General features: G+C 63.4%; 13 protein-coding genes. 10 read left to right on the plus strand and 3 right to left on the minus strand.

Translation table 11 applies throughout. The features are described 5' to 3' along the window. Positions 1-5 precede the first annotated feature (5 nt). Positions 6-2,309 (plus strand): RelA/SpoT family protein, encoded by a 2,304-nt coding sequence (locus CZ322_RS06880; protein ID WP_087070710.1) that lies wholly within the window; start codon positions 6-8, stop codon positions 2,307-2,309. Here CZ322_RS06880 and CZ322_RS06885 read toward each other — a convergent pair. Together CZ322_RS06885 and CZ322_RS06890 are read right to left on the minus strand one after the other, a co-directional pair. Beyond that, positions 2,306-2,785, minus strand: a complete 480-nt coding sequence (locus CZ322_RS06885) for a hypothetical protein (protein ID WP_143231876.1) — start codon at positions 2,783-2,785, stop codon at positions 2,306-2,308. The two genes, CZ322_RS06880 and CZ322_RS06885, sit on opposite strands and share 4 nt — an antisense overlap. Positions 2,786-2,874: 89 nt before the next feature. Then, entirely contained in the window at positions 2,875-4,167 is a 1,293-nt protein-coding gene (locus tag CZ322_RS06890; protein ID WP_087070712.1) for a DUF349 domain-containing protein, read from the minus strand. Positions 4,168-4,308: 141 nt separating this feature from the next. On the opposite strand from CZ322_RS06890, the gene CZ322_RS06895 reads away from it, so the two are divergent. The 7 genes from CZ322_RS06895 to CZ322_RS06925 all read left to right on the plus strand — a co-directional run bounded on the left by CZ322_RS06895 (position 4,309) and on the right by CZ322_RS06925 (position 11,783). Then, positions 4,309-5,037: an MBL fold metallo-hydrolase gene (locus tag CZ322_RS06895; RefSeq protein WP_087070713.1), complete on the plus strand. Its 729-nt coding sequence runs from the start codon at positions 4,309-4,311 to the stop codon at positions 5,035-5,037. A 13-nt stretch (positions 5,038-5,050) separates the two neighbouring features. Beyond that, on the plus strand, positions 5,051-6,367 hold the full coding sequence (hisS, locus tag CZ322_RS06900) for a histidine--tRNA ligase (RefSeq protein ID WP_087070714.1): 1,317 nt from the start codon (positions 5,051-5,053) through the stop codon (positions 6,365-6,367). Beyond that, on the plus strand, positions 6,364-8,283 hold the full coding sequence (locus tag CZ322_RS06905; RefSeq protein ID WP_087070715.1) for a dynamin family protein: 1,920 nt from the start codon (positions 6,364-6,366) through the stop codon (positions 8,281-8,283). Before hisS ends, CZ322_RS06905 begins: the two co-directional genes overlap by 4 nt. Beyond that, positions 8,262-9,215: a dynamin family protein gene (locus tag CZ322_RS06910; protein WP_087070716.1), complete on the plus strand. Its 954-nt coding sequence runs from the start codon at positions 8,262-8,264 to the stop codon at positions 9,213-9,215. The genes CZ322_RS06905 and CZ322_RS06910 overlap by 22 nt, the downstream gene beginning before the upstream one ends. Positions 9,216-9,386: 171 nt before the next feature. Continuing rightward, positions 9,387-9,956, plus strand: a complete 570-nt coding sequence (locus tag CZ322_RS06915) for a fatty acid desaturase family protein (RefSeq protein ID WP_087070717.1) — start codon at positions 9,387-9,389, stop codon at positions 9,954-9,956. 115 nt (positions 9,957-10,071) lie between these two features. After that, on the plus strand, positions 10,072-10,545 hold the full coding sequence (locus CZ322_RS06920; RefSeq protein WP_087070718.1) for an arginine repressor: 474 nt from the start codon (positions 10,072-10,074) through the stop codon (positions 10,543-10,545). Between the two features lie 2 nt (positions 10,546-10,547). Beyond that, a complete protein-coding gene (locus CZ322_RS06925) occupies positions 10,548-11,783 on the plus strand; it encodes an argininosuccinate synthase (RefSeq protein ID WP_087070719.1) in 1,236 nt (411 codons plus the stop codon). Positions 11,784-12,020: 237 nt separating this feature from the next. Here CZ322_RS06925 and CZ322_RS06930 read toward each other — a convergent pair whose 3' ends face one another. Beyond that, entirely contained in the window at positions 12,021-13,568 is a 1,548-nt protein-coding gene (locus CZ322_RS06930) for an MFS transporter (RefSeq protein ID WP_087070720.1), read from the minus strand. Positions 13,569-13,843: 275 nt separating this feature from the next. Here CZ322_RS06930 and CZ322_RS06935 point away from each other — a divergent pair, with 275 nt between their 5' ends. Further along, complete coding sequence (locus tag CZ322_RS06935; RefSeq protein WP_087070721.1) at positions 13,844-14,695, plus strand: nitroreductase family protein; 852 nt, start codon at positions 13,844-13,846, stop codon at positions 14,693-14,695. Between the two features lie 133 nt (positions 14,696-14,828). Next, the gene (argH, locus tag CZ322_RS06940) at positions 14,829-16,259 is read left to right on the plus strand and encodes an argininosuccinate lyase (RefSeq protein ID WP_087070722.1); all 1,431 of its coding nucleotides are present in this window, start codon (positions 14,829-14,831) and stop codon (positions 16,257-16,259) included. Positions 16,260-16,305 lie beyond the last annotated feature (46 nt).

Raw genomic sequence — 16,305 nt, forward strand, 5'->3', positions numbered from 1 at the left:
AGGGCATGTCGGAATCGCAAGGTCCGCGGGTACTATCGCGGCTATCGTGGTTGACCGGACGCACGGCCAGCCAGGTTCCTGATGCCCTGGAACCCCTTATGCGCGCCCTGGGAAATGTGGATAAGGAACGCATTATCCGGGCGTATAACGTGGCGGAGGAATGCCACCGCGGCCAGAAGCGGCGCTCGGGAGAGCCGTATATTACGCATCCGGTCGCGGTGGCAACTATCCTCGCCGAACTCGGTATGGATGAGGACACCCTCGTGGGAGCCCTCCTCCATGACACCGTGGAAGATACCGGGTACACCCTCGAGCAGGTCCGGGAGAATTTCGGTTCCACCGTGGAACTCCTCGTGGACGGGGTCACGAAGCTCGATAAGGTCGAATACGGGGAAGCCGCGCAGGCGGAAACCGTGCGCAAAATGGTGATCGCGATGTCTAAAGACATCCGCGTGCTCCTCATCAAACTTGCCGACCGGCTCCATAATGCCCGCACGTGGCGTTTCATGCCGCAGGAAAAGGCACGCTCCAAGGCTCATGAAACCCTGGAAATTTACGCGCCCCTCGCGCATCGTCTCGGCATGAATTCCATTAAATGGGAGCTTGAGGATCTTTCCTTCAAAACCATGTATCCGGAGGTCTACGCCGAAATTGAATCCCTGGTGCAGGAACGCACCCCGGAACGCGAGGCGTATATCGCGAAAATTAAGGCGATCTTGGAGCGGGAGCTCAAGACCTCCCATATTAAATGCACGATCACCGGCCGCCCCAAGCACTATTACTCCATCTATCAAAAAATGATTTTGCGGGGTAAGGACTTCGAGGATATTTACGACCTCGTGGGAGTGCGGGTGCTGGTAGAAACCATCCCGGATTGCTACGCGGTTCTGGGCGTTGCCAATACGATTTTCACGCCGATTCAGGGGCGGATCAAGGACTATATCACCACCCCGAAATTCAACCTCTACCAGTCAATTCACACCACCGTCATCGGCCCGGATAACCGCTCTCTGGAAATCCAGATCCGCACCTACGATATGCACCGGCGTGCCGAATACGGCGTGGCTGCGCACTGGCGCTACAAGGAAAACCCGAATGCCACCAAGCGCGGGGGCGGGGCCGCGAAAGTCGATGAAGAAACCACGCAGCTTAACTGGTTGCGCCAGCTGGTCGATTGGCAGCGGGAAACCGCGGACCCGGCGGAATTCCTCGAATCCCTCTCCTATGAGATCTCCGGTAATAAGGTCTATGTATTCACCCCGGCAGGGGAAGTCATGGAACTTCCCACGGGTGCCACCCCGGTTGATTTCGCCTATGCCGTCCACACCGAAGTGGGGCACCGTACCGTAGGTGCGCGGGTGAATGATCGCCTTGTCACCCTGGATCACAAGCTGGAATCGGGCGATACGGTTGAGATCATTACCGCGAAAAGCCCGGATGCCGGGCCCTCCCTCGGCTGGCTTGATTTCGTGGCCAGCCCGCGCGCCCGCGCCAAGATCCGGGTGTGGTTCAAGAAGAGCCGCCGGGATGAAGCGGTGGAAGAAGGCAAGGATAAGTTGGCCCGCGCGATCCGCAAGCGCAGCCAGCCCGTCCAGCGCCTCATGAGCCATGACACCCTCGCGGAAGTAGCACGGGAAGCCGGGCGCAGTTCCGTGGATGATCTGTACGCCGGTATCGGGGAGGGGGATATTTCTCCCGAAACCGTGGTGCGTAACCTCATTACCTCCCAGGGCGGGCAGGCCGGGGTGGAAGAAACCCTGGCGGAGGCGGTGACCCCGAACCGTATTTCGCGGCGGCGGAGCACCGCGAGTACCGATAACGCCGTGGTGGTCCAGGGGATGGAAGCCGGCGACGTTATGGTCAAGCTGGCCCGCTGCTGCACCCCGGTTCCTCCCGATGCCATCGTCGGTTTCGTGACCCGCGGCTCGGGGGTATCCATTCACCGTGCCGATTGCCCCAATGTGGAACAGCTGCAAAAGCAACCCGAACGCTTCCTTGAGGTACATTGGGCCGATGATTCCGAAGCCGTCTACGTGATCCAGGTCCAGGTGGATGCCTTGGATCGCCAGGGCCTGCTCTCTGATATTTCCCGGGCCCTGCTGGATAACGGGGTGAATCTGCTGGCCGGCAATATGATGACCACGAAGGAACGCATGGTGCGTAATACCTTCACTTTCGAGATGGCCGATCCCCACCACCTGGCCCGGGTGCTCGCGGATCTGCGCAAAATCGAAGGCGTGTACGACGCCTACCGGGTGACCAACTCGAAGCCCGCCAACCAGCGCCGGGTGGAGCCCCCGCGCACCTAGCGCAGGGCAATGGCGCGCAGGGCACTGCGGGCGGGGGCATGTTGCCTCCCGGCGAGGCTCCGTGCTACCGCGTCCCACTCATCAGCTTTGAGAAGGCGACGCCGCGCCACTTCCAAGGCGCAGGTAATCGCGAGGTGAAGTTCTTCCTGGTGGAAAATATCCGTGATCGTGCGCGGCAGGGTAGTCAAGCACAAGCCGGCTATCGATTGGCGTTCCTCGGGCGGCGGCTTGCGGCGAGCCCGGGACTTCACCCGCACGCTACAGACCCGCACCAGCCGGTCCGCCGGCCAATACCCGGTATGAACCCATAATGCGCTCAGGGTAATGGCAATCGCGCCGCTCCCCACCAGCGGGGCAAGAAGAGAGGCTCGCAGCGCCCGATAGGCGGCGCAATCAGCCGCGCACACCAGCCCGGGCGCATACTCCACCAGCAAACCAGCATTGATATCCAGGCGCTGCACCGCATCCACATACATACCGAGAGTGTGCGATGGCGAAGAAAATAGCGCAAGCCGCTTTCCCCAGGCGGGGAGAGCGGCTTGCGTTTATCCACAGGTAGGAAAAGTTACAGATCCTTATTGACCTGCTCAAGCCAGGCCACGCGGGCGGCCCGTGCTTCGTTCAGCTCGGTGAGCTTCTTTTCATCGCCGGCCTGCTGGGCCTGGGCGATTTCCTCATCGAGTTCGGCAATAAGCGCTTCGAGCTGGGCGGCCATCCCGGAAGAACGCTGCTGCTTTTCCGGATCGGTACGGTTCCAGCGGTCGTTTTCCGCCGCGCGGACCTTCTCCTCAATTTCCCGCATGCGGCCCTCGGTCCGGGCAATATCACCGCGGGCCACGAAGCCGATCTCATCCCAGCGTTCCCCGATCTCACGGAGCTTTTCGCGGGCTTCATCCACATTGGTAATGGGAAGGAGAGCCTCAGCTTCCGCCACCAATTCGAGCTTGGCGGCCAGGTTTTCCGCGTACTGGCTATCCACCTGGCTGAAATGCGCGTCCCGGGCATCGTAGAAGGGCTGGCGGGCAGCCATGAAACGCTCCCAGAGCTTATCGTCATCGCGGCGCCCGGCCCGCCCGGCCCGCTTCCACTCATCCATGAGTTCGCGGTAGCGATCCCCGGTTTCCCGCCAATCGGTGGAGGAGGAAAGCGCGGCAGCTTCCGCGATGAGTTTTTCCTTAGTGGCCTTCACCTGGCTGCGGCGTACATCCAATTCCTTGTAGTGGTTGCGCCGGGCCCGATCAAAGGTGGAGCGGGCAGTAGCGAAACGCCGCCACAATGCTTCTTCGGTGGGGCGATCAATACGGGCACCCTGGCGCTGGGCCCGCTTCCAGTTCTCAAAAAGATCATTGAGCTCAGCGCGGGTATTCTGCCAGTGGATTGTATGCGGATTCGCATTGGCGATTTCCTCAGCGCGTTCAACAATCTGGGTACGCTCCTGGAGGGCAGCTTCCTTGGCGGCGGCGCGCTGGGCAGCGTATTCCTTGGCCCGCACCGCCACGACTTCTTCGAGCTTATCGAGGCGGGTGCGCAGCGCCGCGATATCACCCACGGCGGCTGGTTCAGCCAGTTCCTTACGCAAGGATGCGATCGACTTGCGGCTTTCTTCGGGAGATACGTGGTGGGCGCGCGTTTCTGCCAGGCTCACCTGGGTATCCAGGTCAATATAGCGGCGGATATAGAATTCCAGGGCATCATCTTCGGTGCCGGAAGCCGCGTAATGGCCAACGACCCGTTCGGTATCCCCATCCTTGAGCCACACCTTCCCTTCGTCGTCCACGCGCCCGAACGGACGGGCTTTGGCGACGGCGGCCGGATCCAGCGGCGCGGGAGCGGGCTGAGCGGGATGAGCTGTGGACATTGTTACTCCTTGTGGAGAAAGAGGCGTGCGGTACACGCCGCGGGACAATTTTAATTCTTACGGTATACCACAATTGTGCCACGGTAAAAGGGATTCCGGGTGTCAGTAGGAAAAAATCGGGAGAAAGGATACGGTTAATGCATGATTTTCTTGCGGTATTCCGATACTGCCCTGGAGGCGAATTGCTATATTATGGCCGACCCTACTCACCGGGTCGCCCTGGTTATTGATGCGGGAGCGGGAAGCGCGCCCTGGGTGGAGCGCACCCTGGCTGCCCGTAACCTGCGCCTGGGCGCGGTGCTGGCAACCCACGGGCACGGTGACCACGTATGGGATGCCGGGGTGGTAGCCGGCTCGAGCGTACCGTGCTATATCGCCGAAGGTGATGCCTACCGGCTGGATAATCCCATTGCCAACGCTTTTTACGCGCCGCTCGTCCTGGCGGCCACCGGGGGGCGCGCCTGGGTGAAACCGGAGAAGATCGTGCCTCTTCCGGAGGCGATCTACGGGGAAGGTACGGAGCTGGTTCCCGGCGTGCACCTGCGTGCCATCGCCACCCCCGGGCATACCGAAGGCTCAACCGTTTTCCTCTTCTCGGGGCGTTTCGAAGCGGATCCGGAAACTCCGCAGCTTCCCGACTGGGGCTTCGGGGAGAATTTCATGATCACCGGAGACGTGCTTTTCCGCGACGGAGTGGGCCGCACCGACCTCGCGGGCGGGAACGATGCGCAGATGCGCGCCTCCTTGCGCACCATTGTTGCCGAGGTGGACGGCTCCACGATTTTCTTCCCCGGTCACGGCAAACCCTCCACCCTGGCGCGTGAACTCAAAGCCTCGCCGTACCTGCGCGCCTATATCGCAATGAAGTGAAAGAATAGTACCTATGAAAATTGCGCCGATCTCCGGTTTCCCCGAATGGCTTCCGCAAGCCCGCATTGTGGAGCAGAAAGTTCTTGACACCCTGCGCTCCACCTTTGAACTGCACGGTTTTTCGGGGGTGGAAACTCGCGCCGTCGAACCTATGGATCAGCTCCTGCGCAAGGGCGAAACCTCCAAAGAAGTGTATGTGCTGCGCCGTCTCCAGGGGGAGGAGGGCCAGGATTCCGGCCTTGGCCTCCACTTCGATCTCACCGTGCCACTGGCCCGCTACGTGCTGGAGAACGCCGGGAAACTCGATTTCCCCTTCAAGCGCTACCAGATCCAAAAGGTCTGGCGCGGCGAACGCCCCCAGGACGGGCGTTTCCGGGAGTTTTACCAGGCTGATGTTGATGTGGTCGGCCAGGATACCCTCGCCTTCCACCACGATATTGAGCTGCCCCTCGTTATGGTGGATGCGCTGAGTAAGCTCCCCATCCCGCGGGTGCGGGTGCGCGCCTCGAACCGCAAACTCGCCCAGGGCTTCTACGAAGCCATTGGCCTGGAGAACACCGAGGAAACCCTGCGCATCCTCGATAAGCTGGATAAGGTCGGCCCGCAGGTGGTGACCGAGCTGCTTTCCGAACACGTGGGAGCAAGCGAGGAGCAGGCGAAACTCGCGTTGAGTTTGGCGGGTATCACCACCGAAGATGCCTCGTTCGTTGACAAAGTCCGCGCGCTCGGTGCGTCGTCGTCGCTCTTGGAAGAAGGTTTGGAAGAACTCGCAACGCTCGTGACCGAAGCGAATTCTCTTATCCCCGGGTCGGTGAGCGCGGATCTGTCCATCGCACGCGGCCTGGACTATTACACCGGTTCCGTTTTCGAATCGACGGTGGAAGGGCACGAAGATCTCGGCTCGGTGTGTTCGGGTGGGCGTTACGATAACCTGGCGACGGCCGGAAACCGCAGCTATCCGGGCGTGGGCCTGTCCATCGGGGTCTCGCGCCTGCTCGCGCGCTTCCTGCACCAGGATCTGCTGCGCGCGAGCCGCAAGGTTCCCACGGCCGTATACGTGGCGGTGAACGATGAATCCGAACGGCACCACGCTTCCACCATCGCGGCGCGCTTGCGTGCCCGCGGTATTCCCGCGGACGTTTCACATAACGCCACGAAATTCGGGAAGCAGATTAAGGCGGCCGATAAGCGCGGCATTCCTTTTGTGTGGTTTACGACGTCGGAAGGTGAACAGGTCCGCGACGTGCGCTCGGGCACCCAGGTCCCCGCTGACCCGGATACCTGGACTCCGCCGGAAGAAGATCGCTTCCCGCGGGTGATTATGCCGTGAGTCGCTTGCCTTCTCTCGAGCGGGTCCGCCAGGCGCTGGAAAACCTGAGCTTCCCGCTGCCCACCCCGGGCGCGGCCGACGGGCGCGATGCCCGCACCGACGCACTCCACCAACTCGATGACTACGTGCTCCCGCGCCTGCGCTGCCTGGATGCGCCGCTGGTGGCGGTGGTGGGCGGCTCGACCGGTTCGGGTAAATCCGCCCTGGTGAACGCCCTGGTGGGTGCCCCGGTCACGCCGTCCTCGGCGCTGCGGCCCACCACCCGAATCCCGGTGCTCGCCCACGCTCCCGGGGAGGAAGCGTGGTTTTCCGACGACCGTATTTTCCCCGGGCTCGCGCGTTTGAGCGGCGACGGCGCAGCGCTTGCGCACGAACGTTCCGGCACCGGCGCAGCTACTGTTGTGAACGACGGCGCAGCGGAGGCTACGAGCGGCACGGCACTTTCGCGTGAGATTGTGAACGACGGCGCAGCTGCGGCTAGCAGCGCTCAGGCAGCGCAGGCGAGCGGCAACATCCGCCTGGTGGAATCGCCTCAGGTCCCGCGCGGGCTGGCGCTGGTGGACTCTCCCGATATTGACTCGGTCGAGGGAGATAACCGCAGGCTGGCCGGGCAGCTGCTTCAGGCCGCCGATCTGTGGATTTTTGTTACCACCGCCGCGCGCTACTCGGATGCGATTCCCTGGGCCCTCCTGGATGAGGCAGCCGCGCGCAATATCGTTATCGCCGTGGTGCTCAATCGGGTGCCGGTGGGGGATGCCGCCGCGATTCGCCCCGATCTCATCCGCCGGCTCGAGGAACGCGGGCTGGGCAGCGCCCCGCTTTTTGTGATCACTGAGTACCCAGGGGCGGCGGGCATTCCGGAAGCCGATGTGGCTCCGCTGCGCGAATGGCTCGCCGGGCTCGCCCGCGATGAACGTTCGCGCGCCTCGGTGGCGCGCCAAACTCTGGCCGGGGCGCTCGGTAGCTTGGCTGACACCTGCGCGCAGGCGCGCGCCTCCTACCGCGAACAGGTCGAGGAAGCCGAACGTTTAGAGGCGGATGTTACTACCGCGCTGCAAGAAGCCCGCGCCAGTATTGAATCCGCTATCGCGGATGGGACCGTGCTTCGTGGCGAGGTGCTGCGCCGCTGGCATGAGATGCTCGGCAGCGGGCAGTGGGCCCGCGCCCTACAATCGAGTGTGACGCGCTGGCGCGACCGGCTGAGTCTGCGGCGCCCCGCTGGCCAGAACGCGGGCGACGAGGCCGTGGGGGAGGCCATCGAAGATTCCCTCACGGAGATGCTCCTCACTGCGGATGCCAGTCTCACCACCCGCCTTGCCACCGAATTAGAACGCAGCGCGGCCGGAGCTGGAATCGTCCTGGCGGTCGAAGCCCGCGGGGCGGATACCACCATCGGGAATAATACGTCGGCGGCAGATGCCGAGCGTGGAACGGCGGCCCGGAGTACGGATACCGCGGCCCGTCCTCATGCCGCGACGCGCCGGGACGCTGCCGGGGGTCTGGTGCGCGATTGGCGCCGTTCCCTCATGGATATGCTCGCCGAGCGCGGACGCGGCAAACAGCTCACCGCACGCATCGTCTCCCTCGGCATCAACGCGGTGGGCGTGGCGCTTATGCTCGTCGTCTTCGCCCACACCGCCGGCCTCACCGGCGGGGAAGTCGCGATCGCCGGGGGAACGGCCGTGGTAGCGCAACGCGTTTTGGAAGCTATTTTCGGCGACGACGCCGTTCGCCGCATGGCCACCACCGCCACCGAGGATCTCCTCGGGCGCGCCGACGAGTTCTTCGCGGCCACCGCCGCACCCTACCGAGAGGAAATCGCACGCTTGGGAATCAGCACGGAAGCTCTAAACGAGCTAGATGAGGCGATGCGCAGCGCGGAAGGGAGGCGCGGATGGATCTCCCCACTGGATTAAAGAACCTGGAGCAGGCCCTGGACCTGGGCGGTGACTACCTCGACGAATCGGTGCGCAGCCAGGCACGCGATGTGCTGGACCGGGCGCGCCAGCGCGGGCTGCTAGGAACCGACCGCACCGTGGTAGCCCTGGCCGGCGCCACCGGCTCGGGTAAATCCTCCCTGCTCAACGCCATCGTGGGGCAGGAGGTGGCCGGGGTGGCCGCCACCCGGCCAGCTACCCGCGCCCCTCTGGGGGTCTCGGGCCGTCACGCTTCCGACGTGCTCGATTGGCTCGGGGTACGCGAACGCAAAGTTCTGCTCCAGCTAGCTCCCGATACCACCGCGAACTTGGTGCTCGTGGACCTGCCCGATATTGACTCCACGGCGGATACCCACCGAGCTCAGGCCGAGCGTATTATCGCCCGGGCCGATGTGGTGATCTGGGTGCTCGACCCGCAAAAATATGCCGATGCCGTGGTGCACGAAGATTTCCTGGCCGCGATGGGGGAATATCATTCCTCCCTGCTCATCGTTATCAACCAGGTGGATCGCCTGGGCACGGCCGATGAACAAGCAATTGTGGCCGATCTAGGGCGTATCCTCGCCGCGGAAGGGGTAAACGCGGATATTGTGGTGGCCTCCGCGCTCACCGGGCGTGGTATTGATGAGATCCGCGGGGCGCTCGTAGAAATCGCGGCGGGGAAGAGCGCCGCGGCGGAAAAGCTCGCCGCGGATGTGCGGACCGCGGGAGCCGCGCTGACGGAGGACCTCATTGACCAGGGTGGCTATCCGCGTGACCTTACCGATATTGCCGGGGTGGATGAGCTCGTGACCGGCTTGGCTCGGGCCGGCGGGCTCAGCTCCGCAGCACGCGAAGCGGCAGGCCACTACCGCAGGGTAGCGCGGCGCGCCACCGNGCTGGCCCCCCCCCTTTCTCTTAAACCCTTCTAGATTTTAAAAAGCGCCCGCCCCTACCGCAGGGTAGCGCGGCGCGCCACCGCCTGGCCGCTGCTGCGCGGATGGGGCGGGCAGGCCCGCCCCGTTAGTGGGAACGGACGCGGCGCGGATGCTGTGCTGAGTTCCACAGCGGGAACCACGTCTCATCCGGTTGCCAGTTCACACGTGGCAGACAGCTCTGATGCGGTGGCCAGCTCCGGAACGGTGGAAAAAACTCGGGTAGCGCTGGCGGAATTCACGGTCCAGGCCACCCGTTTCCTCCCGCGTTCCTGGCGCGGGGCGGTGCGCGATGAAAATTCCCGGCAGGCCGCGCGGCTTGCCGATAGCGTCGCCCGGATTATCGCGCGGGAAAGCCAGACGTGGCGCCGGCCGCGCTGGTGGGGCTTGGCCACTGCCCTCCAATGGCTTGCTTTCGCCGCACTGGTGCTGGGCGCGCTAGGACTAGCCGCCGGAATCATCACCGGGGCCGGGGGAGTGACCCTCCCGCTGGGGCTGCGCCGGGCGAGCCTTATCTGCTTGGTGGCCGGCGCAGGATGCGGCGTCGTCGTAAGTATGATCGCGCGGGCCGCGCGCACGCGCGGGGCGCAGCGCCTGGAACGGCAGGTGACCACCCGGGCACGTGCCGCTATTGAAACAGAAGTTCGCGAAAATGTACTGGCGCCGTTCCGCGCGGAAATGGAACGCTACCGAGACTTTGCGCGCGCCGTGGCATCATTAATGCGGGTGTCTGCCTGACTCGGGCCGGCACCCGCCGCGTGTAATGCAAGAATTTGCATGCGCGTGTATGATTATAATGCAAGGGGGACGCGGGTCGTCGGTTCGCGTGCCCCGGTGATGCGAAAGGATCATTGTGACCGCCGGAATTCCTTCGAGTCGCACTGCCCGCCAAGGGCTTATCGCCTCGATTCTGGATGCTCATCTCATCGGTTCCCAAAATGAACTGCGGGAGTATCTCATACGTGCCGGGGTGGATGTCACCCAGGCTACGCTCTCCCGTGATTTAGACGATTTAGGGGCCGTTAAGATCCGGGTGGACGGATCGATGGCATATCGCATCGCTGACCAGACGATGGATACGGGGGAGCGCCTGGCGCGGTGGGCTCGTGAAATACTGCTCAGCGCCGAATGCGCTCTCAACCAGATCGTGCTGCGTACCCCGCCCGGGGCCGCGCAGCTACTCGCCGCCGGGATTGACCGGGCGCGCCTGGATGGTGTGCTCGGTTGCGTTGCCGGAGATGACACCGTGCTGGTTATTGCCCGCAGCGAAGAACGCGCGGTAGAGATCAGGCAACACCTCCTCGCGATGGGGGAGAAAAAGGAGTAATAATGGCGAAGGAGCGGGTAGTTCTCGCCTATTCGGGCGGACTGGATACCTCGGTGGCGATCGGCTGGATCGGGGAGCGAACCGGAGCCGAAGTCATCACGGTCGCCGTGGACGTGGGCCAGGGCGGCGAGGATCTGGAGACCATTCGCCAGCGCGCCCTCGATTGCGGGGCCGTGGAAGCCTATATCGCCGATGCCCGCGATGAATTCGCCAGCGAGTACTGCATGCCGGCCCTCAAGGCCGGGGCGCTCTACATGGACGCCTATCCGCTTATTTCCGCTATTTCCCGCCCGGTTATCGTGAAGCACCTGGTGGCCGCGGCCCGGCAATTCGGGGCCACCACGGTGGCACACGGATGCACCGGGAAAGGCAATGACCAGGTCCGTTTCGAAAACGGCATTACCCAATTGGGGCCGGATCTGGCCTGCCTATCCCCGGTGCGCGATCTCGCGCTCACCCGCGAATTCGCTATTGATTACGCCAATAAGCACAATTTGCCCATCGAAACCACCCACCATAATCCCTTCTCCATTGATCAGAATGTGTGGGGCCGGGCCATTGAAACCGGGTACCTCGAAGACCTGTGGAATGCACCCACCAAGGATGTGTATACCTACACGGATGATCCGACCTACCCGCCGCTGCCCGATGAAGTGATCATCACTTTTGAGGGTGGTATTCCGGTCAAGATTGACGGCGAAGCCGTGACTCCGCTGCAAGCTATTGAACAGCTCAATAAGCGAGCTGGAAAGCAGGGGATTGGCCGGATTGACGTGGTTGAAGACCGCTACGTGGGTATCAAGTCCCGTGAGATTTACGAGGCACCGGGCGCCATGGCGCTGCTCACCGCCCATAAAGAGCTGGAAAATGTGACCATGGATCGCGAGCAGGCCCGCTTCAAGCGCACGGTCGCGGATCGCTGGGCGGATATCGTATACGAAGGCCAGTGGTTCTCCCCGCTCAAGCGCTCCCTCGATGCCTACATCGAAGACACCCAGCGCTATGTCTCCGGAGATATTCGTATGGTTATGCATGGCGGGCGTGCCACCGTGACCGGGCGGCGTTCGGACGCCTCCCTCTACGATTTCAACCTGGCTACCTACGATGCCGGTGACTCCTTCGACCAGTCCCACGCCAAGGGCTTCATCGAGCTGACCGGGCTGCCGGCCAAGCTCGCCGCCGCCCGCGACGTAAGCTTCGGGCGCGGGGTGGCTATCCCGCCGGCGCGGCTGAACTAAGCGGCTGAACCAGTTTCGCCCGGTTGAACTAGGGCGTATGAGGGCGGCTAAACTAGTTTCGCCCGTGCGGCCGAACTAAGGGCGTAGATCAAGCGCATACGCGATATAGAGAACGGGGCCGGGGTCGTTATTCACGACCTCGGCCCCGTTATGATGTGCGGAGCTATCCCGCTGAGAATAGAGCCCTACAGGTGCTACGAATAGAGCGCTACAGGCGCCTGCGCCGGCGGGTCCGGCTTACTTCCCTTCGCGGGCGCGCAGCATCGCCGGTGAGGCGGGCCGCTGCATGAAAATAATCGAGACGGTCAGGGCGAGCGCCACGATAACGCAGATCGTTCCCATGGAAGCCGCGTAACCGGTGAACCAGGCCCCATCCCCGCGCGGTGTGCCCTCGTTGACGAAAGCGAAGAGGATTGCGGTCACCATGGCATTGCCAATAGCGGTGGTAATACGCTGGCTGGTCTGCTGGACCCCGCCCGCGGTACCACCGTGGGCGCGCGGAACGTCAATCATTGCCTGGGTCTGGTTAACCGAACCGATCACGCCAATCCCGAAACCGAAAACGCAGATAGGCAGGGAAATCCACCACGGACTCCAGCCCGCGTAGGCAACCCCGGCGGCCAGCGGAATACTGGAAGCGAGCGAGACCAGCGCGAGCGCGAAAGCACCGGCTTGGACATGCCGCCCCCAGGCCACCGCGTAGCGCCCCGCCCACACCGAGGCATAGGCCGAAGCAATCGCATTGGGCAAGCCGAGCAGCCCGGCCTGCAAAGCATTGAATCCCATACCCTGCTGGAGATACATCGCCAGCACCACGAAAACAGAGGTGGTTCCCAGGAATTGGATCGCGGTAATCGAAGTGCAGAAGCTGAATGACTCAATGCGGAAGAGGCGCAAATTCACCATGGGGATACGCCCGCGCTTGGCATAAGAATGCTCCCAGAGCACCCAGGCCAAGCCAAGGAGGGCCCCGGCGCCCAGCAGCGCCCAGCGCCAGGCGAAATGAGACATAAAGGGCAGCATGAGGCAGAGCACCGCGAGGGTTAGCAGGGTCATCCCCATCGGGTCAAGGTCGAGGCGATGCCCGCGCCGGCGGCCAACCGGTTGGCCCCGGCGTTCCATTTCCGCCCGGTAGGCGGCGTCGATCCTGGCGGCGTCGTCGCCAATAGCGCGCCGTTCCTTCAGGAACGGCAGCAAGAAAATACCCAGCCCCAAACCAAGCAAACCAAGCGGAACGTTGAGAATAAAGGACCACCGCCAGCCCACGGGGCCGAAGAGCTGCACGAGGCTACCCGAGAGCAGCGGCCCCACGGCCACCGAAGCGGAAATGGCCAGGCCCATATAGGCGAAAGCTTTCGCGCGGGCGTGCCCGTCGAAATACTGCATAATCATGCCGGTGACCTGGGGCGAGAAAATCCCCGAACCGATGCCCTGGAGGGCTCGTGCGATATTGAGGATGAGGGCGTCGCTGGCCAGCCCGCACAGCAGGGAGCCCAGCGTGAAGACCGCCATCCCGATCATCCACAGCGAAGAGCGCCCGAAAATATCGCCCATGCGGCCGGCGGGCACCAGCAGCAGCCCGAAGGCCAGGGAATAGCCGGAGAGCACCCATTGGATATCGCCGCGGCCGGCATTCAGCCCCGTTTCGATAATGGGAAGCAGATTATTGACCGAGCTGACCTGGATAAGCGACATGACCAGCGCAACGATGAGCACCACGAGGAGCTTATTGCGGTCATACGTTCGGTCCGAACCCGGAATCGTGAAATAACGCGTATTTTCCATTCCATCCTTCACAACAACGCGCACGTTTCCGGCATAGTTCTAGCCGTGAGACGAGCGCACACTAGCTCCGGTAACTCTGCGATGCTGTGGTGTACAAAGGTGAGCGGCGGGGGCCGGCAGGCCGGGCACCCCGGGCGCATGCACAAAAAGAGCCCGCACGGAGGCGAGCAAGCAGAGACAGCAGTCCCGGTACGGGTGCCAGCATAGCAGCATTCCCCGGGAACCTCAGCTGTGACGCATCTTGCGCCCCGGCCCAAGCGTGGGACAGTACCCATATGGATACTTCACAAAAAACTTCAGAAGAAACGCTTCCCGCGGGCGGCGTTGTGAGCGGCACCGCCGGCGATGCTGCTCGCGACGCTGCCGCAGCGACCCTCCGCACGCAACTTAACCACCGCACCATCCGCGATTTCGACGGCCGGCCCCTCGGCGAGGAACTCACCGCCACCCTGGTCAACGCGGCCCTGCACGCCGCCACCTCGCAGGGCATGCAATACGCCACCATTATTCGAGTCCAGGATCCGGCTCGCCGCCAGGCCATTGCGGAGGTGTGCACCCAGGCTTACGTGGCCCAGGCACCCGAATTGTGGATTTTTGTGGCGGATACCCGCCGCGCCTGGCGCGTCTGCCAGGAGCAGGGCGGCGAAGGCGCGGGCGCCCGTAGTTACGACGCCTTTAACGCCGCGGTTGCGGATTGCATGATCGCGGCGCAGAACACCGTGGTGGCCGCGGAAAGCCACGGCTTGGGTACCACATACCTCGGTTCTATTTTGAACGACGCCGAACGTATCTGCCAGGTGCTGGACCTGCCCGAACTCACGTTCCCGGTTATCGGCCTCATTATGGGCTACCCCAATCAGGAGCGGATTCCGGAGCTTAAACCCCGCATGGATGCCGAGTTGCGCGTATTCACTGACCACTACCAGGAACCGGAATCGGCGGTGGAATCGCTGCGGGAGTACGACGCCGCCATTGCGCCCTGGGTTGATATTCGCTACGGAAAGCCGGTCGGGCCCTTCACCGAGTACGTGCCCACCCGCCTGAGCGGTTCGGTGGCGCGGCGCGGGCGACTCCTGGCTGCCATCGGGGCGCAGGGCTTTGACGTGGCACTTCCCGCGGAAAAGTAGCCCGGCGCCGGGCGGGTGTGCCACGGAACGCGCCGCGGGAGAGTGGCGAAACTTCCTGCGGGAGAACGGCGAAACTTCTCGCGGGAGGGTGGCGAAACTTCCTGCGGGAAGTAGCGGCGCTTAGAATGGTGCAATGACTGAACATCTCGCCCTGTGGGGTGGGCGCTTTAGCGGTGCCAGCGCCGATGCCCTGACCGAACTTTCACGCTCGACTCATATTGATTGGCGCCTGGCGCCCTATGATTTGGCCGGCAGCCGCGCCCACGCGCGGGCGCTGGCCGGGGCGGGACTCCTGGATGAGGCTGAACTCACCGCGATGCTCGCGGCGCTGGACACCCTCGGGCAGCGGGTGGCCAGTGGGGAACTCACCCCGGCCCCCGACGACGAAGATGTGCATACCGCCCTGGAGCGCGCCCTGCTGGCCGAAGTCGGGCCGCAGCTGGGCGGTAAATTGCGGGCCGGGCGCTCGCGCAATGATCAAATCGCCACCCTCATCCGCATGTACCTGCGCGACGCGGCCCGGTATCTGAGTGGCAAGCTGTTGGCGGTGGTGCGGGCGCTTGTCTCTCAGGCGGAGCGCGCCGGCGATGCGGTGATGCCCGGGCGCACCCACCTCCAGCACGCCCAGCCGGTGCTGGTGGCCCATCACCTGCTCGCCCACGTCTGGCCCCTGCTGCGCGATATCGCGCGCTGGCAGGACTGGGATAAGCGGGCGGCCTATTCGCCCTACGGCGCCGGGGCGCTAGCGGGGAACACCCTGGGTCTGGACGCGCAGGCCATCGCGGCAGAGCTGGGCTTTAGCGCCCCGGAACACAATTCCATCGACGCCACCGCCGCGCGGGATCTGGTCGCTGAATTCAGCTATATTTGCGCCCAGATCGGGGTGGATCTTTCGCGCCTTTCCGAAGAAATTATTTTGTGGAATACCCGCGAATTCCGCTTCGTCACCCTTGATGATGCCTACGCGACCGGCTCCTCGATTATGCCCCAGAAAAAGAATCCGGACGTGGCCGAATTGACCCGCGGTAAAAGCGGGCGTCTCATAGGCGACCTCGCCGGACTGCTGGCCACCTTCAAGGGGCTCCCGCTCGCCTACAACCGCGATCTCCAAGAGGATAAAGAGCCGGTTTTCGACGCCATCGACACCCTCGACCTCCTCCTCCCCGCGGTCGCGGGCATGGTGGAAACCATGGTGCTCAATTACGAACGCATGGCCGAACTGGCACCCCAAGGTTTCTCCCTGGCCACCGATATTGCGGAGTGGCTGGTGCGTGGCGGGGTTCCGTTCCGCGAAGCCCACGAGATTTCGGGCCGTGCGGTCGCTTTCTGCGAGAAGCGCGGCATCGAATTATGGGATATGAACGACGACGAGCTGCGCTCCATCGACACGCGGCTCACCCCGGATGTCCGGGAGGTGCTCACGGTGGCCGCCTCTGTAGGGGCCCGGCGCGGGGCGGGCGGCACCGCCCCGGAGCGGGTTGCTGAGCAGCTGGCGAGTGTGCGGGAATCCATCGGGCGCGCGGAGGGCTTTGCCCGCAGCGCGACCGATGCGGCGTCGTCGTAAAAAATAGTGGCAAGAAGAAAGCGGGCGTGATAACGTCCGGACGTGA

The sequence above is a fragment of the Actinotignum timonense genome (genome assembly GCF_900155575.1).
GTDB classification, from domain to species: domain Bacteria; phylum Actinomycetota; class Actinomycetes; order Actinomycetales; family Actinomycetaceae; genus Actinotignum; species Actinotignum timonense.